Below are 17,289 nucleotides of genomic sequence, written 5' to 3'. Positions count from 1 at the left end.
CGCGCCCGAGTTTCGACGTGCCCTTCGCGTACAACGGCACGAGCCAATCAACGCCCAGCGGCGTGTCCAGCCGAATCAACCGATCGTGTTGCGCGTTTCCATAGAAAAGCGCATCGAATAGCACGCCGAACGCCATGCCGCGGCCCTCTCTTATACATTTTATTGAGGGCCGATTTTAAACGAATATCCCGCCTTGCACGACGAAGGGCCATCTCAAAACAGAGACTATCTGGAAATTGAGATTTTTCTCCGCCCGGCGGCTGACAACGCAAACATCAACGAAAGTGGCGCATCGAAAAAACGCGCCTCCTAGTCTCACTTCATCCCCAACACCTTGCGCGCCGCCACGAGCGCGACGAAGCTCAGCAGCGCTGCAAACATCAAGTAAAAACTCGGAGCCACCTTCTCCCCCGTCGCTCGAATCAACCAAGCGATGATGAACGGCCCGAAGCCGCCGAAGATCGTGACAGCGATGTTGTACGCGAGGGACATCCCCGTCGTGCGCGTCGCGACGGGAAAAATCTCGGAGAGCAACCCCGGCAGCGCCGCGAAATAGCCGGTCACGACCACGCCCATCGCCACCTGGACGGCAATCAGCGTGCCGGCGCTCGGCTGCGCGACGAGCCACGCGAACGCCGGATAGATCAGCACGAGCATCAGCGCCGCCGAAACCAGCATAAGGCCCGTGCGCCCGATCTTGTCCGACAAGTGACCGACGAACGGCGAGCCGACCATTTGGATCAACCCAGTCAACACCACCGCCGAAAACGCCACCGAGGGTGGCAGGCCCAGTTGCTTCACGCCATACGTCGGCATGAACAGGACGAGATAAGTGGCCACCGTACCCAGCACGACGATACCGATCGCAATCAAAAGCCGCGTCTTGTGACCGGCAAACGTATCGCGCAAAGGCGACGTGGTGGTCTGCGCCGCGAGAAACTCCGGCGTCTCGTCGACGTTCGAGCGAATGTAATAGGCAATCGGCCCGATCAGCAACCCGAAAACGAACGGCACGCGCCATCCCCAAGACATCAATTGGTCCGGCGTGAGCGAACTCGTGAGCACCGTGCCGAATATGGCCGCCAGCACCGTCGTGAGCCCTTGGCTGGCAACCTGCCAGCTCGCGAAGAAGCCGCGCCGATTGGGCACGTGCTCGGCCAGAAACGCCGTGGCGCTGCCGAACTCGCCGCCCGCCGAAAAGCCCTGCATCAAGCGAGCGAGGACGAGAATCAGCGGCGCGGCCATGCCGATCGTCTCGTAGGTCGGCAGCACGACGATGATGGCCGTGCCGAGCATCATCAGCAAGATCGAGAGCGTCAGCGCCGCCTTGCGTCCGGCGCGGTCGGCATAAGCGCCGATCACGATCGCGCCCAGCGGACGCATGAAGAACGAAACGCCGAACGTGCCGAGCGTAAGCAATAAGGAGACGGTGTCGTTGCCGGCGGGGAAGAACAGCTTGGCGATCACGACCGCGAAAAAGCCGTAGACGACCAAATCGAACCACTCGAGGGCATTGCCGATCGAGGTTGCCGCCACCGCGCGCCAAACATGGCCGCGAGAAGTCATCGATGCTGCCGCCAACGTATCACTCATGCCAGTCTCCATGTGCCGAGAGAATCATCGCGTTTCGCGCCTCTTGCCCCGCCCCGCCGCTTCTATCGGGCGCTCGCCATCCGCCGAATTAGATGCGCACGCAACTAAATTCACGCCAACTCGACGGCTGGGGCCAAGTATGGCCCGCAATATCGGCCCACGCAACGCGCAAATTCTCAATGAACGAAAAAAACCGCCCGCAGCGATACGCTGGCGGGCGGCCATTCTACGGAACTACGAAACTGCCAAATACACGGCCGCGCGCGCGGCAGGCAGCGACTCGGCGCTTACTGTTTGATGCCTTCGGCTTGGATCTCGAGCTTCGTATCCATATTGAAACCGTATGCCTTGCCGAAATCGAGGCCGAACGCGTCACGTTGGAAATCGGCGCGCGCTTCGACGCCGCAGACTTCGCGCTTGAGCATCGGGTGCGGCATGCACTTGAACGATTGGATCTTCAGATTCACAGGCTTGGTCACACCATGCAGCGTCAGCGTGCCAATCACTTCGACGGGCTTGTCGCCGTCGAACTTGATCTGCGTGCCTTTGTAGGTGGCCGTCGGGTATTCCTTGACGTCGAAGAACTTGTCGTCTTGCAAATGTTCGTTGAGCGTGGCATTGCCCGTATCGATCGACGCCGGGTCGATCGTCACGTCGACTGTGCCCGTCTTGTCCTTGCGATCGAGCGTGACCGTGCCCGTGGTTTTCGTGAACTTGCCGCGCCAGACCGACAAGCCGCCGAAGTGATCGGCGGCGAAGCTCGGATACGTGTGGCTCGGATCGAGTTGATACGTGTCGGCGGCAAACGCCGGCGTGAGCGAGGCAATCGAGACGGCGGCGACCGCTGCGGCGATGAGGGTGTTGGCTTTCACTGGATTCTCCTTGTAAGCCGCTCGGCCGAGCGGCGATCGAACGATGCGGCTGCGAGCAGCCAAGCGCGGGGTTAAGGCCGCGTAATTACGCTTTTTTGGGGACGACGATGTGGAACTTGATCGTGACTTCGTCCGCGACGGTGGAGGTGTCTTTCCATTCGCCCGTGCCGATGTCGAATTTGAGGCGGCTGATGGGCAATGCGCCGTCGAACGTCTGCGCGCCGGCCTGCTGAGCAACGGTCATCGGGAACGAGACGTTCTGCGTCTTGCCCTTGATCGTCAGCGCGCCCGTGACGGTGAACTTGCCCGCACCCGCCGGCGCGATCGCGGACGACACGAACGTCGCCTTCGGGAACGCCTTGGCGTCGAACCACTCCTTGCCGCGCACCTGTTCGTTGTAGCTGTCGTCGCCCAGATCGTAGCTGCCCACATCGACGGTCAATTGAGCGCTGCTTGCCGCCGGTTTCGCCGGATCGAAATTCACCTTCGCATCGAATTTCTTGAATTTGCCTTCGACAGGCACGTTCATTTGCTTGGACGTCGCGGTAATGGTGCTTTTGGCCGCGTCCACCTGTGCGAACGCGAGGCCCGTGGCGGCCATCGACGCGGCCGCGAAGGCGGCGATCATATAGCGGTAAAACGAAGCTTTCATGGATAGATCCTTGCTGGTTGACGTCGTTCGTCTTTCATCTTTTATCTTTCAATTTACTTTCGATCGATTCGATTCCTGTCGATTCGACCTCGCTTCTTGATTACAACGAATGGCGCGCGAATTTATTTCAGGAAAGGAAGCATGCGCGCGAGCAAACCGTCCCGATCGATCCACTGATGCTTGAGCGCGGCGCCCACATGGGCGAGCACGAGCACGGCCAAGCCGTAGTTCAAGACCGCGTGCGCCGTCTTGAAGATGACCTTGAGCGTCGGGTCCGGCGCGATCAAACGAGGCAGCGGCACGATACCTAGATAGACGACGGGTACGTTCGAAGCCGAGCTGAACAGGTAGCCGGTAATCGGAATCGCGATCATCAGCACGTACAGGAGCACGTGAACGAGGTGCGCCGCCGCGCGCTGCCAAGCCGCCATACCGCGGGGCAGCGGAGGCGCGCGGTGCGTGGCGCGCCAAAGGATGCGCAGCGCCGCGAGCGCGAACACGGTGACGCCGATCCATTTATGCCACGACACATAGCGCAGCTTGGCCGGGGTGAAGCCGTGGATGCTCGTCATGACCCACCCGAGAGTGAAACCGCACACCATCAGCGCGGCGATCAGCCAATGCAGGCCGATTGCCGTGGAGGTATAAGTCTTGTCGTAATGAACGGTGAAAGAATTGCGATGTGCCATTGCCGTGCTACGAAAAAGGACGGTCGCCATGCTACCGCAAGCCGTCGATTCATGCGGCGCGGTTTCCGGGCGACGCGCCGGTAAGGGCTTGGCCGCGTGTGGCGCGAAAGTTGCCCGCTTGGGTCGCGATGCGGTGCGATTCGACCGCTTTCCGCGTGCGCGCGGATCGGCGCATCACACCCCATTTGGTAAGATGGGCGCGGGTTTGCGGGGCCTCGATCGCTTGGCGATACCCGCTACGAACGCCCCGGCCCTTGAAGTCGACACGCATCGCCTATGAACCGAAACGACCTGATTGCATGTCACGATTGCGACGCACTGTTGCGAAAACCGAGCCAGTGCGTGAAGGGTAGCGCGCGGTGCCCTCGCTGCGGGGCGATGCTTTATCGCCCGAGTTCGGTGCAACTCGAACGTATCAGCGCGCTCACCATGGCGGCGTTGTTTACATATCTAATCGCACAGGGCTTCCCGATCGTCGAACTCGATTTAAACGGCGCGACGTCGCAAACGACGCTGATCGGCGCCCTCGTCGCCTTGTGGAACGAGCAGATGGAGCTTGTCGCCGTCGCCGTGTTCTGCTCGACGATCCTGTTCCCGCTCATCGAACTGACCGCCTTGCTTTATGTGCTCATGCCGATCCGCGCGGGCTTCGTGCCGCCAGGCTTCAACGTCGTGCTGCGCGCAATTCAATTCGTCAGGCCCTGGGGCATGATCGAAGTGCTCATGCTCGGCATCCTCGTCACGATCGTCAAAATGACGAGCCTCGCGCGCGTGGTTCCGGGCGCCGCGCTTTTTGCCTTCGGTGCGCTGACCTTGATGCTGGCCGTCGTCGTCCTGTTCGATCCGCGCGCGCTGTGGGACATCGCCGATGCGCTCGGCGAGCGGCGCGCGCCGCGCGCATCCGGAGGGCGCGATGCGGCGCAGACCTCCGGCCACGGCACGCCAACCCCATGACCTACCTCACCGCCGCCCGCGCGGGCATGATCGGCTGCCATGCTTGCGGGCACGTACAGCCACGGGAACCCTCGGCGCGAGGGCAACGCGCCGCCGCGCCCGGGCTCGCGCCGCGCTGCGGCCGATGCGGCGCGACGCTTCACCTGCGCAACCCGGACAGCATTTCGCGCACCTGGGCGCTGCTCATCGCCGCGGCAATCCTTTACATCCCGGCCAACCTGCTGCCGGTACTGCATACGGCGTCGCTATTCGGCAACGAAGACGACACGATCATGAGCGGCGTCGTCTATTTCTGGGTGTCGGGCGATTGGCCGCTGGCCATCATCGTGTTCGTCGCGAGTATTCTCGTGCCGATGCTCAAGCTCAGCGTGCTCGCCCTGCTCGCCTGGACCACGCAGCACCGCTCCGCGTGGCGGCCGCTCGAGCGCACGAAGCTCTATCGCATCGTCGAGCGCATCGGCCGATGGTCGATGCTCGACGTGTTCGTCGTCACGCTGACCGTCGCGCTCGTGCGCTTCAGGTCGCTGGCCGTCATTACGGCCGGCTGGGGCGCGCTCGCCTTCGCCGCCGTGGTCGTGCTCACGATGATGGCCGCACTTCAATTCGACCCGCGCCTCATTTGGGACTGCGCGGACGATCACAGCACCCCCGCTTCTGGACGAGAACGAGAACATGACTAGCCCGCAAGGACAGCCTCCCGCCTCGAACGGCGGCCCGCCGCAGGGCCCCGAGCTGCCGCCCGAGATACCCGAGCCGATCTCCACGCCAAGGAGCGGCTGGCTGCCGTCGCTCGTCTGGCTCGTGCCGCTCGTCGCGGCGCTCGTGGGCATCGCGCTCGTCGCCAAGTCCATTGTCGACCGCGGCCCCACGATCACGATCAGCTTTTCCACGGCCGAAGGCCTCGAGCCCGGCAAGACGAAAGTGAAGTACAAGGACGTCGATATCGGCTCGGTCAAGACGATCCGTCTGTCGCGCGACCACTCGCGCGTGCTCGTCTCGGTCCAGCTCACGAAGGAAGCCGATGACTTCGCCGTCGAAGACACCCGGTTTTGGATCGTGCGTCCGCGCATCGGCACGACGGGCGTGACGGGCCTCGGCACGTTGCTGTCGGGCGCTTATATCGGTGTCGACGCAGGCCGCTCGCACGAATCGCAGTCCGACTTCGTCGGCCTCGAAAAACCGCCTGCCGTCACCGGCGATCAAAAGGGTCGACGCTTCTCGCTGCATGGCGCCTCGCTCGGCTCGATCGACATCGGCTCGCCCATCTACTACCGTCGCGTGCAGGTGGGGCAGGTCGTCGGCTTTTCGCTCGACCGCGACGGCACGGGCGTATCGATCGATGTCTTCATCGACGCGCCGTACGATCAATACGTCGGCGTCAACTCGCGGTGGTGGCACGCGAGCGGCGTCGATCTGCGCCTGGATTCGAGCGGGCTGAAGCTGAATACGCAATCGCTCGCGACCGTAGTCATCGGCGGGCTGGCCTTCCAGTCGCCGCCCGGCGAAGCCGTCGGCGCGGAAGCGCCGGATAACTCGGTCTTTGCCCTCGCGGCCAACGAAAGCGATGCGATGCGCGCGCCCGATGGTCCTCCGTTGACGGTGGTCATGAACTTCAACCAATCGCTGCGAGGGCTCTCGGTCGGCGCAACGGTCGATTTCCGCGGCATCGAACTGGGCGAAGTCACCGCCATCGGCGTGCAGTACGATCCGAAGGCGCGCAATTTCACCATGCCGGTGACGATGAACTTGTATCCCGATCGGCTCGGCCGACGTTTCCGCGAATCCGTGGAACGCGGCGGCGAAAGCGCGGGCAAAGACCTGCTGCGCACCCTCGTCGCGCATGGACTGCGTGGACAATTGCGCACGGGCAACTTGCTGACGAACCAGCTTTACGTCGCGCTCGATCTATTCCCGAAGGCGACGCCCGTCTCGTTCGACGTGAACCGTTCGCCGCTCGAGCTGCCGACCGTGCCGAACACGCTCGAAGAGCTGCAGGTTCAGGTGGCCGATATCGCGCGCAAGCTCAATCAGATTCCCTTCGATCAAATCAGCAAGAACTTGAACGGGACACTGCAAAGCGCGAACAGCCTCTTCAAGCAGCTCGATACGCAACTCGCGCCGCAGGCGCGCGACACGCTCGCGGCGGCCCAGCGCACGTTCGGTGCGGCGCAATCGACGCTGCAGCAAGACTCGCCGCTTCAGTCCGACATGCACCAAGCGCTGACTCAGCTCACGCAGACGCTGCAAACGCTCAATGCGCTCGCCGATTACCTCGAGCGCCACCCGGAATCGCTCTTGCGCGGTAAAAACAAGGACCCGAATCATCCATGAAGCTCGATCGACCCGCCCGGTATGGGCATTCGCTGGCATCGCTCGCCGTCGGCGCGGCGCTCGTCGGCGCGGCATTCCTCGCGGGCTGCGCGTCGTCGCCGACTAGCCGGTTCTATACGCTCGGTTCGGGTGACGACACCGGGCAACATGCGTCCGGCAATGCGGCAACGCCCGCGCTGCTCATCGAAGTGCCGGCCGTCGACATGCCCACCCAGGTAGCGCGCAATCAGCTCGTCGTGCATGACGACGCCACGCGCGTGACGGTTCTCGAGCAAGAGCGCTGGGCGTCGCCGCCGGCCGACGAACTCCGGCGTGCGCTGTCGGGAGACCTCGCGGCGCGGCTAGGCACGTTCGACGTTTTCGGCTCGCCCCATCCGGAAAATGTGCCGATCTACCGCGTCTCCGTGAATGTGCGGCGGTTCGAGTCGTGGCCCGGCTCGCGCGCGGTGCTCGATACGGTATGGAGCGTGCGCTCGCTGCGCACGCAAGCGGTCGTCACGTGCAGCACCGTGCAAACGGATGCCGTGGGGCCCGGGTACGATGCGCTCGTCGCCGGGCATCGCCGTGCTGTCGGCCAGCTCGCCGATGCGATCGCCGCCACCGTGCGCGCGCTCGCATCGGGTGCGCAAGCGCCAGGGCCTGGCGCCGATCAATGCGCGGTCGGCGCGCCGGCGAAGACGACGAAAGGCGGCGCGCTCTCCTAGCGGCCGGCGGCGTCTTGCTGGCCGCTCTTAGCCGGCCCCGCTCGACCGCCGGCTAGGTATGGCCACACCTCGCCGGCCGCGCCTCGCCGGCCGCACCTAGCCGGCCGCGTACAATAACCCCTTTGCACGCTCGGTTTCCCTTTATGTCCTCGCCCACGCCGTTCGATTTTTTCGCCCCATGCCCGCGCGGGCTCGAAGCCGCGCTCGCCGCCGAACTCGCGGAAATCGCGCAACGCTTGTCCCTCGGCGACGACGCCCCGCGTTTCGAAGCCGGCGCACAGGTGCCGGGCGGCGTCCATTTCCGCGGCGGTTGGGCCGTCGGCATGGCGGCGAATCTGCACTCGCGCATCGCCAGCCGAGTCCTGCTCAAGATCGCCGAGCGCCCTTATCGCAACGAACAAGATATCTACGCGCTCGCCGCCGAGCAGCAGTGGGAACGCTGGTTTTCGGCGAATGAAACGCTGCGCGTCGACGTGACGGCGATCAAGTCGCCGCTGCGCAGCCTCGAATTCGCGACGCTGCGTGTGAAGGATGCGGTCTGCGACCGCCTGCGCAGCGTCAGCGGCGCGCGTCCGAGCGTCGATACGGCGCAGCCCGACGTGCGCATCTTCGCCTTCCTGACGGCCACGGCCTGCACGCTGTATCTCGATACGTCGGGCGAGCCGCTCTTCAAACGCGGCTGGCGGCTGGACAAGGGCGCCGCACCGCTGCGCGAGAACCTCGCAGCGGGCATCTTGCGCGTAGCGGGTTGGACGCCCGGCACCCCGCTGTACGACCCGATGTGCGGCAGCGGTACATTCGTCGCGGAAGCTGCCCAAATCGCACTGGGCATCGCGCCGGGCGTCGAGCGGCGCTTCGGCTTCGAGAAGCTCAAGCAATACGACGTATCGGCCTGGCAGACGATGAAGGTCGCCGCGATCGACGCCAAGCGCGCCGCGAACGGGAAAAAGGCGGACCTGCCGATCTTCGGCAGCGACATTTCCGGCGACATGCTCGAGAAAGCGCGTGCGAACCTGGCCCGCGCGGGCGTGCCGGGGCTGTGGCTCAAGCAGCTCGATGCGCGCGCGATCGTGCCGCCGATCGACCAGCCGGGCATCATCGTCGCCAACCCGCCGTATGGCGAGCGGATCGCCGTACGTGGACGAGGCCCGCGCGGCGAAATCCGCGAGCCGCGCCAAGGCAATCGCGAAGCCGGCGCCGAGACGTTCAGCCGCGCCCAGCCCGACGCTGCCGACAGCGAATTCTTCCGCGCCTTCGGCGATGCGCTCAAGCAGCGTTTCGCCGGCTGGCGCGCATTCGTGCTGACAGCCGACCGCTCGCTGCCGGGGCAAATGCGCCTACGAGAATCCACAAAAACGCCGCTATTCAACGGTGCGCTGGAATGCCGCTTGTTCCGCTTCGACCTCGTCACGGGTAGCGTGAAGGCGCGTTCCGGGCAGCAAGATCGCGACGCAGACGACAGTCAATAACCGCATTCTCACCCTGGCGGTTTCCTAGAAAAAAAGGGACAAGCTGCTGACAGAACGGTGTCAGCAGCGCTAGCGCAGACTCTCTCTCAAGCGCCATCGGGCGCCTTGTCCGGCTAGCCTTCCCACCTTCGACGGAGACTGTCATGTCTGCTCTTGCCACTGCCACGCGCGCCATCGCTTGGTTCGAAATCCCCGCGCTCGATTTCAACCGTGCCGTGCGTTTTTATGAAGCCGCACTCGATGCGCCGTTGCATCGGGAAGTGTTCGGCGGCGTGCCGATGGCTGTCTTCGCACACGAGGACGAAGCAACGGGCGGCGCCATCGTATGCAACCCGCGCGATACGCGTCCGTCGGTCACGGGCGACGGCGTCACGGTGTATCTGGCCGCCGAACCGACGCTGCAAGCCACGCTCGGCCGGGTAGAGCCGGCCGGCGGCAAAATCGACGGTTCGATCGTCGAATTGCCGAACGACATCGGCTATATCGCGTTCTTCATCGACACGGAAGGCAACCGTATCGGCCTGCATTCGCGCCACTTGCGTTGAGCATTACACTCACGCCATGACTCGACGCGCCGATCGTCTCTTTCAAATTGCCGAATTGCTGCGGGGCCGACGCCTCACGACCGCGCAGCAATTGGCCGAATGGCTCGGGGTGTCGCAGCGCACGGTGTATCGCGACGTGCGCGACCTGCAGCTGTCCGGCGTGCCGATCGAAGGCGAAGCTGGAATCGGCTATCGGCTGAGCCGTTCAGCCAGCCTCCCGCCGCTGACCTTTACGGCCGAAGAGTTGGCGGCGCTCGCAGCGGGCGCGCGCATGATCGAGACGTGGGGCGGCGCGGCGCTCGCGAGCGGCGCCCGCAGCGCATTGGCGAAAGTGGCGGCGGCGATGCCGGCCGACAAACGCGCGACGCTCGAGCGGCTTGCCGTATTTGCCCCGTCGTTCCACATCGACCGCGAGTTTTCCGCGAAGGTGGATACGCTGCACCGCGCCGTCGACACGCGCCATGTCGTGAGGTTCGCCTATCGAGACCGGCAAGGGGCGAACACGGAGCGACGTATTTGGCCGCTCAGTCTTGTGTATTGGGGCGGGCGCTGGACCGTCGGCGCGTGGTGCGAGCTGCGCGGCGACTTCCGCAATTTCGATATCGCGCAGATGACGCATGTCGAACAGCTCGAGGCGTTTCCCGACATGGAAGGCCGAAGGCTCGCGGATTACTTGCGCCGCGTCGAAGCGCCATCCGAACGGAAGGCTTCGACGCCGCGCACGTCGGCGACGCCTTAACGGACCGGCCAGCGATGCACAGCGGCCGGCGCCCATCCCTCACTCCACGGCCTTCACCATCTCCTCGATGACCTTTTTGGCATCGCCGAAGACCATCATCGTCTTGTCCATGTAGAACAGTTCGTTGTCGAGCCCGGCGTACCCTGCCGCCATCGATCGCTTATTGACGATTACAGTGCGCGCCTTGTAAGCCTCGATGATCGGCATGCCGGCAATCGGAGATTTAGGATCGTTCTTCGCCGCGGGGTTCACCACGTCGTTTGCCCCGAGCACCAGCACGACGTCGACCTGTCCGAACTCGCCGTTGATGTCTTCCATCTCATGGACGATCTCGTACGGCACTTCCGCCTCGGCCAACAGCACGTTCATGTGCCCCGGCATCCGTCCGGCGACGGGGTGAATCGCGTAGCGCACATCCACGCCCTTATGAATGAGCTTGTCGGTGAGCTCCTTGAGCGCGTGCCGCGCCCGCGCGACCGCCAACCCATAGCCCGGCACGATGACCACCGACTCCGCATTGCCAAGCATGAAAGCGGCATCGTCGGCCGAGCCCGACTTCACGGGCCGCTGCTCCGCCGTCCCGCCGGCCGCTGCCGCACCGGGCTCCGCGCCGAATCCGCCCAGCAGCACGTTGAAAAACGAGCGATTCATCGCGTGGCACATGATGTACGACAGGATCGCACCGGAAGAACCCACCAGCGAGCCCGCAATGATCAGCATCGCGTTGTTCAGCGAAAAGCCGATACCGGCCGCCGCCCACCCCGAGTACGAGTTCAGCATCGACACGACGACGGGCATGTCCGCCCCGCCGATCGGGATGATGATCAGCACCCCTAGCGCGAACGCGATGAGCGTCATGATGATGAAGGGCAGCCACGATTGCGTCAGAAAGAAGATGACGCCGAAGCCGAGCATGCCCAACGCAAGCATCAAGTTGATCAGTTGCTGGCCCGGATAGACGACCGGGGCCCCTTGAAACAACCGGAACTTGTACTTGCCCGACAGCTTGCCGAAGGCAATGACCGACCCGGAGAAGGTGATCGCCCCGACGAACGTGCCGATGAACAGCTCGATGCGATTGCCGTACGGCAGAAAGCCCGCATCGGGCGCATCGGGCGGCACGAGGCCGAATGCGGCAGGCTCGCTCACCACGGCATACGCGATCGCCACGGCCGCGAGACCGATCAGCGAATGCATGGCCGCGACGAGCTCGGGCATCTTCGTCATCTCGACGCGCGCGGCAACATAAGCGCCGATGGCGCCGCCCACGACGAGCGCGGCAAACAGCAACCCCAAGCCCAACGCGAGGTTCGAGCCGAGCAATGCCGCTTGTTTGACGATGAGCGCGATCGTCGTGAGGATCGCGATCGCCATGCCGGCCATGCCGAATACGTTGCCGGCGCGCGCGCTGCGCGGATTGGACAAGCCCTTGAGCGCCTGAATGAAACAGACCGAGGCGAGCAGATAGAGCAGCGTGACGACGTTCATGCTCATTTACGCACCCTCCTTCGCGGCCTTCTTCGGCTCTTTCTTCTTGAACATTTCGAGCATGCGCCTTGTCACGAGAAACCCGCCGAACACGTTCACCGCGGCGAGCATTACGGCGAGCGTGCCGAAGAACTTGCCCGGCCCGCCCAAGGTCAGCCCCGCGGCCAGCATCGCCCCAACGATGACGATAGCCGAGATCGCGTTGGTCACGGCCATCAGCGGCGTATGCAGCGCCGGTGTGACGTTCCAGACGACGTGGTAGCCGACATAGACGGCAAGCACGAAGATGATCAGATTGATGACGGTGTGATTGATGATTTCCATCGCCTCGCTCCTTATGCCGTCTTGCGGGTGACGGCGCCGTCGCGGGCGATCAGCGTCGCGGCGACGATGTCGTCGTTCATGTCGATGTTCAGCGCGCCTTCCTTGGTCACGATCAGCTTCAGGAAATCGAACAGATTGCGCGCATAGAGCGAGGAGGCGTCGGCCGCGACCATCGCCGGCAAATTCGTGTGGCCGACGATCGTGACGCCGTGCTTGGTCACTACCTTGTCGGGCTCCGTCAGCGGACAGTTGCCGCCGCGCACGCCGGGCAAGCCGGCAAGTTCGGCGCCGCGCCCCGCGGCCAGATCGATGATGACCGAGCCCGGGCGCATGGCCTGCACCGTTTCCGCCGAGAGCAGCATCGGCGCGTCGCGCCCAGGAATCAACGCCGTCGTGATGACGATGTCGGCCGCCTTGGCCCGCTCATGCACGGCCGCCGCTTGGCGCGCCAGCCACGAGGCCGGCATGGGCCGCGCATAGCCGCCCACGCCCTCGGCCGCGTCGCGCTCTTCTTGCGTTTCGTAAGGCACGTCGATGAATTTGGCGCCGAGCGATTCGATCTGCTCTTTCACCGCCGGACGCACGTCCGACGCCTCGATGACCGCGCCCAGGCGCTTGGCCGTGGCGATTGCCTGCAGCCCGGCCACCCCCGCGCCGAGGATCAGCACGCGCGCGGCTTTCACCGTGCCCGCGGCCGTCATCAGCATCGGCATGAAGCGAGGGTAAAGATCGGCGGCCATCAGAACCGCCTTGTAGCCGGCGATGTTCGCCTGCGAGGACAGCACATCGAGGCTTTGCGCCCGCGTGGTACGAGGCGCCGCTTCGAGCGAGAACGCCGTCACGCCCGCCTGCGCGAGACGCTCCGTGTTGGCGGCGTTGAACGGATCGAGCATGCCCACGAGCACGCCCCCGCGCTTGACGAGCGCAAGCTCGGTTTCGCTCGGCGATTGGACTTTGAGCACGAGATCGGCGGAAAACGCCGCGTCGGCTTCGACGAGCTCTGCGCCCACGGCCTCGTAGGCGTCGTCGGTGAAGCTGGCCGCGGCGCCCGCGCCGCGCTCGATCGTGACGCGATGCCCTGCCTGGACGTACTTCTTCACCGTCTCGGGCGTCGCGGCGACGCGCGCTTCGTGCGTGCGCGTCTCGGCTGGCACTCCGATGTGCATCGTTGATTCCTCCTCACCTGCTCGTGAATGAAGCGAGACGGGCCGACGATGCTGCGCCGACTCCATCGTTTGAATACGATTACACGGCTGCAAGAACACGCAGCGCCGCAGCAATTCCAGCGCCGGCCCGCGCCGTCCGCCAAAGGCTACGGCACGCGGGCTCGCGCGATTGCGGCTTGCGGCTTGCGGCGCGCCTCCGACCGGCGTGGCGCGCTGAGCGTCACTTTAACCGAAGTCGCGCGCACCGATAAAAAATGAGTGCCACAAAAGAACAAACGAAGGGCCGTGCGCAGGCACGCGGCAGCGCCGGGCGCGCGCCTGCGACAAACGGTAAAATGGCGCCCATGAAAAAGGAACGCTGGGCGCCCCGCGTCACCGTGGCGGCCGTCGCCGAACGCGACGGCCGTTTTCTGGTCGTCGAGGAACAAACGTCGGAAGGTTTGCGAATCAATCAGCCGGCCGGGCACTTGGAGCCGGGCGAGACGCTCACGCAAGCGGTCGTGCGCGAAATGATCGAAGAGACGGCGCATTCGTTCGTGCCGCAAGCGCTAGTCGGCGCGTACATGATGCATGTCGACCGCCCGAACGGCGCCGCCACGTATCTGCGCTTCACGTTCTGCGGCCAGGCCGAATCGCTCGCGCAGCCCACGCCGCTCGACGACGGCATCGTCCGGGCGCTGTGGCTGACCGAGGACGAACTGCGTGCGTGCTCGCAACGTCATCGCACGCCGCTCGTCATGCGCTCGCTCGACGATTACCTCGCGGGCCGGCGTTTTCCGCTCGACTTCGTGCACACGCACTCGGTCGGGCCTTCCAACGAAAGATAGAGGCCGAGCAGTCGGTCGTGCGTTCAATGAGTAAGCAAAAAGTCGTGGTGGGCATGTCGGGCGGCGTCGATTCGTCGGTCACCGCGTGGCTGCTCAAGGAAGCGGGCTACGAAGTCGTCGGCCTGTTCATGAAGAACTGGGAAGACGACGACGACAGCGAGTACTGCTCGACGCGCCAGGACTGGATCGACGTCGTCTCCGTCGCCGATCTCATCGGCATCGACGTCGAAGCCGTCAATTTCGCGGCCGAATACAAGGAGCGCGTCTTCGCGGAGTTCTTGCGCGAGTATTCGGCGGGCCGCACGCCAAACCCCGACGTGCTGTGCAACGCCGAGATCAAGTTCAAGGCGTTCCTCGATCACGCGATGGCGCTCGGCGCGGAAACGATCGCCACCGGCCACTACGCGCGCGTGCGGGAGGTCGACGGCCGCTTCGAGCTGCTCAAAGCCAAGGATCTTACGAAGGATCAGTCGTACTTCCTGCATCGCCTCAATCAGGCGCAGCTTTCGAAAACGCTGTTTCCGCTCGGCGAGATTCCCAAGACGCAGGTGCGCGAGATTGCCGCCTCGATTGGGCTGCCGAATGCCAAAAAGAAGGACTCGACAGGCATCTGCTTCATCGGCGAGCGCCCGTTCCGCGAGTTCCTGAATCGCTATTTGCCCACCAAACTCGGGCCGATGAAAACACCCGACGGCAAGATCGTCGGCGAGCACGTGGGGCTTGCGTTCTACACGCTCGGACAGCGCAAGGGCATCGGCATCGGCGGCAGCAAGTCGGGCAGCGGCGAGCCGTGGTTCGTCGCGCGCAAGGACATGGCGACGAACACGCTTTACGTCGTTCAGGGCCACGACCACGCATGGCTGCTCTCGAACACGCTCGTCGCCGGCAATACGAGCTGGGTATCGGGCGCGGCGCCCGAGCCGGGCGCCCGTTTTGGCGCCAAGACCCGCTATCGGCAAGCCGATGCGACGTGCGCGTTCGGCGCGCCGGCGCCCGATGCCGGCGACGAGCGAGCGCCTTTTACGTTGACTTTCGACGAAGCGCAATGGGCCGTCACGCCGGGGCAATCGGCCGTGCTTTACGACGGCGACGTCTGTCTCGGCGGCGGCATCATCGAATCGGCGGAAAGCGGTGCACCCGCGAGGGATCCCGCGCAGGCGCGGCAACTCACTATTGCGCCATAGCGGCGGCATTTGCAGCCCATCGGTAATCGTTCCCGATTACACTGACGCCTCTCTCTACCCCGGCAACCCTTGCGCCGCAACGTGCTTGCCGCTCAGGAGCTTGTCGATGTTTTCACGACGCTATTTCGCGCTTTGGTGCGCCCTGCTGATCGCCGCCGCGTTCGCCGTCCTCGCCGCCCGCCATACGATCTCGGGGCTGTGGCTCTTACTCCCCGCCGCGCTGATCGCATTGGGCATCTTCGATCTGCGCCAAGCGCGCCACAGCATCTTGCGCAACTACCCGATCGCGGGCCATCTGCGCTTTTTCTTCGAATTCATCCGGCCGGAAATCCGCCAGTACTTCGTCGAGGACGACACGGAGGAAAAACCGTTCTCTCGCGCGCAACGCAGCATCGTTTACCAACGGGCGAAGAACGAACCCGACAGCCGCCCTTACGGCACCGAACTCGATGTCAAAGCCGTCGCGCACGAATGGATCAGCCATTCGCTCGCCCCGACCAAGCTCGCCTCGCACGACTTTCGCATCGTAGTCGGCCCGGACCGGGCACAGCCCTACTCGATGTCGATCTTCAACATCTCCGCGATGAGCTTCGGCTCGCTTTCGGCCAACGCGATCCGCTCGCTGAACCTGGGCGCGAAAAAAGGCGGGTTCGCGCACGACACCGGTGAAGGCTCGCTGTCGAAATACCACCGCGAACACGGCGGCGACATCATTTGGGAGATCGCTTCGGGCTACTTCGGCTGCCGCAACGACGACGGCACGTTCAGCGCCGACAAGTTCGCCGTCCAAGCGCGCGACCCGCAAGTGAAGATGATCGAAGTCAAGCTCTCCCAGGGGGCCAAACCCGGTCACGGCGGCGTGCTGCCGGCGGCCAAGGTCACGCCCGAGATCTCCGAAGCGCGCGGCGTGCCGATGGGACAGGATTGCATTTCGCCGGCCACGCATAGCGCCTTTTCGACGCCGCGCGGCTTGCTCGAATTCGTCGATCGGCTACGCACGCTGTCGGGCGGCAAGCCCACGGGTTTCAAGCTTTGCATCGGCCATCCGTGGGAGTTTTTCGCCATTGCCAAGGCCATGGTCGAAACGGGCCTCACGCCCGACTTCATCGTCGTCGACGGCGCCGAAGGCGGAACCGGCGCAGCGCCGCTCGAGTTCACGGACCATATCGGCGTACCCCTGCAAGAAGGGCTGCTGCTCGTGCACAACACGCTCGTGGGCATCGGCCTGCGCGAGAAAATCCGCATTGGCGCGAGCGGCAAGATGATCACCGCGTTCGACATCGCACGCACGCTCGCGATCGGCGCGGACTGGGTCAACTCGGCACGCGGCTTCATGTTCGCCGTCGGCTGCATCCAGGCGCAAACCTGCCATACGGGGCGCTGCCCGACAGGCGTCGCCACGCAAGATCCCGTGCGCCAGCGCGCGCTCGTCGTACCCGACAAATCCGAGCGCGTCTACAACTTCCATCGCAACACGCTGCATGCGCTGCAAGAGATCGTGCAAGCCGCCGGGCTCGATCATCCGTCGGAACTGCGCGCGCATCACATCGTGCGCCGTGTGTCGTCGCACGAGGTTCAGCTGATGTCGCAGCTGCTCAAATACCTAGAGCCGAACGATCTCGTCAACGGCAACTACCGCTACGCGCTCTACGAGAAATGGTGGCCGCTCGCGAGCAGCGATTCGTTCGCGCCCAAAGCGTTGGCGCCGCTCGCGCCGCTGGCAACGGCCTGACGCCCTGCGCAGGCAGGCGC

15 protein-coding genes and 2 pseudogenes are annotated in these 17,289 nt (G+C 64.3%); 10 read left to right on the top strand and 7 right to left on the bottom strand.

What is annotated here, in order from left to right:
- Positions 1–315: 315 nt before the first annotated feature.
- The 4 genes from ACTHNR_RS10870 to ACTHNR_RS10855 all read right to left on the bottom strand — a co-directional run bounded on the left by ACTHNR_RS10870 (position 316) and on the right by ACTHNR_RS10855 (position 3,806).
- On the bottom strand, positions 316–1,593 hold the full coding sequence (locus tag ACTHNR_RS10870) for an MFS transporter (RefSeq protein ID WP_440547609.1): 1,278 nt from the start codon (positions 1,591–1,593) through the stop codon (positions 316–318).
- A 287-nt stretch (positions 1,594–1,880) separates the two neighbouring features.
- Positions 1,881–2,465, bottom strand: coding sequence for a YceI family protein (locus tag ACTHNR_RS10865; RefSeq protein ID WP_440547608.1), 585 nt, complete (start codon positions 2,463–2,465; stop codon positions 1,881–1,883).
- A gap of 85 nt (positions 2,466–2,550) precedes the next feature.
- Entirely contained in the window at positions 2,551–3,117 is a 567-nt protein-coding gene (locus ACTHNR_RS10860) for a YceI family protein (protein WP_440547607.1), read from the bottom strand.
- Positions 3,118–3,239: 122 nt separating this feature from the next.
- Positions 3,240–3,806 (bottom strand): cytochrome b, encoded by a 567-nt coding sequence (locus tag ACTHNR_RS10855; protein WP_440547606.1) that lies wholly within the window; start codon positions 3,804–3,806, stop codon positions 3,240–3,242.
- Between the two features lie 276 nt (positions 3,807–4,082).
- On the opposite strand from ACTHNR_RS10855, the gene ACTHNR_RS10850 reads away from it, so the two are divergent.
- The 7 genes and pseudogenes from ACTHNR_RS10850 to ACTHNR_RS10820 form a co-directional block, all read left to right on the top strand.
- A complete protein-coding gene (locus ACTHNR_RS10850; RefSeq protein WP_440547605.1) occupies positions 4,083–4,760 on the top strand; it encodes a paraquat-inducible protein A in 678 nt (225 codons plus the stop codon).
- Positions 4,757–5,440 (top strand): paraquat-inducible protein A, encoded by a 684-nt coding sequence (locus ACTHNR_RS10845; protein ID WP_440547604.1) that lies wholly within the window; start codon positions 4,757–4,759, stop codon positions 5,438–5,440. Before ACTHNR_RS10850 ends, ACTHNR_RS10845 begins: the two co-directional genes overlap by 4 nt.
- Entirely contained in the window at positions 5,433–7,091 is a 1,659-nt protein-coding gene (locus ACTHNR_RS10840; protein ID WP_440547603.1) for a PqiB family protein, read from the top strand. The genes ACTHNR_RS10845 and ACTHNR_RS10840 overlap by 8 nt, the downstream gene beginning before the upstream one ends.
- A complete protein-coding gene (locus ACTHNR_RS10835; protein ID WP_440547602.1) occupies positions 7,088–7,795 on the top strand; it encodes a PqiC family protein in 708 nt (235 codons plus the stop codon). Before ACTHNR_RS10840 ends, ACTHNR_RS10835 begins: the two co-directional genes overlap by 4 nt.
- A gap of 143 nt (positions 7,796–7,938) precedes the next feature.
- Positions 7,939–9,264, top strand: a complete 1,326-nt coding sequence (locus tag ACTHNR_RS10830; protein WP_440547601.1) for a THUMP domain-containing class I SAM-dependent RNA methyltransferase — start codon at positions 7,939–7,941, stop codon at positions 9,262–9,264.
- Between the two features lie 143 nt (positions 9,265–9,407).
- Positions 9,408–9,809: a VOC family protein gene (locus ACTHNR_RS10825; protein WP_440547600.1), complete on the top strand. Its 402-nt coding sequence runs from the start codon at positions 9,408–9,410 to the stop codon at positions 9,807–9,809.
- Between the two features lie 10 nt (positions 9,810–9,819).
- Positions 9,820–10,548 (top strand): annotated as a pseudogene (locus ACTHNR_RS10820) (helix-turn-helix transcriptional regulator); the annotation flags it as partial.
- A 39-nt stretch (positions 10,549–10,587) separates the two neighbouring features.
- On the opposite strand, the gene ACTHNR_RS10815 reads toward ACTHNR_RS10820, so the two are convergent.
- From ACTHNR_RS10815 to ACTHNR_RS10805, 3 genes are read right to left on the bottom strand one after another with little or no spacing between them, the layout of a single operon-like run.
- Complete coding sequence (locus ACTHNR_RS10815) at positions 10,588–12,042, bottom strand: NAD(P)(+) transhydrogenase (Re/Si-specific) subunit beta (protein WP_440547599.1); 1,455 nt, start codon at positions 12,040–12,042, stop codon at positions 10,588–10,590.
- A complete protein-coding gene (locus ACTHNR_RS10810) occupies positions 12,043–12,360 on the bottom strand; it encodes a proton-translocating transhydrogenase family protein (RefSeq protein WP_440547598.1) in 318 nt (105 codons plus the stop codon).
- An 11-nt stretch (positions 12,361–12,371) separates the two neighbouring features.
- Positions 12,372–13,526 (bottom strand): Re/Si-specific NAD(P)(+) transhydrogenase subunit alpha, encoded by a 1,155-nt coding sequence (locus tag ACTHNR_RS10805; RefSeq protein ID WP_440547597.1) that lies wholly within the window; start codon positions 13,524–13,526, stop codon positions 12,372–12,374.
- 254 nt (positions 13,527–13,780) lie between these two features.
- On the opposite strand from ACTHNR_RS10805, the pseudogene ACTHNR_RS10800 reads away from it, so the two are divergent.
- The 3 genes and pseudogenes from ACTHNR_RS10800 to ACTHNR_RS10790 all read left to right on the top strand — a co-directional run.
- Positions 13,781–14,170, top strand: a pseudogene (locus ACTHNR_RS10800) (NUDIX domain-containing protein); the annotation flags it as partial.
- Positions 14,171–14,205: 35 nt separating this feature from the next.
- Positions 14,206–15,537, top strand: a complete 1,332-nt coding sequence (mnmA, locus tag ACTHNR_RS10795; protein ID WP_440547596.1) for a tRNA 2-thiouridine(34) synthase MnmA — start codon at positions 14,206–14,208, stop codon at positions 15,535–15,537.
- A gap of 106 nt (positions 15,538–15,643) precedes the next feature.
- Positions 15,644–17,269 (top strand): FMN-binding glutamate synthase family protein, encoded by a 1,626-nt coding sequence (locus ACTHNR_RS10790; RefSeq protein WP_440547595.1) that lies wholly within the window; start codon positions 15,644–15,646, stop codon positions 17,267–17,269.
- The last annotated feature ends 20 nt before the right edge of the window (positions 17,270–17,289 follow it).

It is taken from the genome of Trinickia sp., assembly GCF_051954495.1.
Classification (GTDB): Bacteria; Pseudomonadota; Gammaproteobacteria; order Burkholderiales; family Burkholderiaceae; genus Trinickia.
Note: the sequence above shows the minus strand (reverse complement) of the source record. Positions and strands in the feature narration are given on the sequence as shown.

What these genes read in the sequence shown, in the direction of transcription:
- ACTHNR_RS10870 (WP_440547609.1), bottom strand. Translation starts at nt 1,593, where the DNA reads ATGAGTGATACGTTGGCGGCAGCATCGATGACTTCTCGCGGCCATGTT.
- ACTHNR_RS10860 (WP_440547607.1), bottom strand. Translation starts at nt 3,117, where the DNA reads ATGAAAGCTTCGTTTTACCGCTATATGATCGCCGCCTTCGCGGCCGCG.
- ACTHNR_RS10855 (WP_440547606.1), bottom strand. Translation starts at nt 3,806, where the DNA reads ATGGCACATCGCAATTCTTTCACCGTTCATTACGACAAGACTTATACC.
- ACTHNR_RS10850 (WP_440547605.1), top strand. Translation starts at nt 4,083, where the DNA reads ATGAACCGAAACGACCTGATTGCATGTCACGATTGCGACGCACTGTTG.
- ACTHNR_RS10845 (WP_440547604.1), top strand. Translation starts at nt 4,757, where the DNA reads ATGACCTACCTCACCGCCGCCCGCGCGGGCATGATCGGCTGCCATGCT.
- ACTHNR_RS10840 (WP_440547603.1), top strand. Translation starts at nt 5,433, where the DNA reads ATGACTAGCCCGCAAGGACAGCCTCCCGCCTCGAACGGCGGCCCGCCG.
- ACTHNR_RS10835 (WP_440547602.1), top strand. Translation starts at nt 7,088, where the DNA reads ATGAAGCTCGATCGACCCGCCCGGTATGGGCATTCGCTGGCATCGCTC.
- ACTHNR_RS10830 (WP_440547601.1), top strand. Translation starts at nt 7,939, where the DNA reads ATGTCCTCGCCCACGCCGTTCGATTTTTTCGCCCCATGCCCGCGCGGG.
- ACTHNR_RS10825 (WP_440547600.1), top strand. Translation starts at nt 9,408, where the DNA reads ATGTCTGCTCTTGCCACTGCCACGCGCGCCATCGCTTGGTTCGAAATC.
- ACTHNR_RS10815 (WP_440547599.1), bottom strand. Translation starts at nt 12,042, where the DNA reads ATGAGCATGAACGTCGTCACGCTGCTCTATCTGCTCGCCTCGGTCTGT.
- ACTHNR_RS10810 (WP_440547598.1), bottom strand. Translation starts at nt 12,360, where the DNA reads ATGGAAATCATCAATCACACCGTCATCAATCTGATCATCTTCGTGCTT.
- ACTHNR_RS10805 (WP_440547597.1), bottom strand. Translation starts at nt 13,526, where the DNA reads ATGCACATCGGAGTGCCAGCCGAGACGCGCACGCACGAAGCGCGCGTC.
- ACTHNR_RS10790 (WP_440547595.1), top strand. Translation starts at nt 15,644, where the DNA reads ATGTTTTCACGACGCTATTTCGCGCTTTGGTGCGCCCTGCTGATCGCC.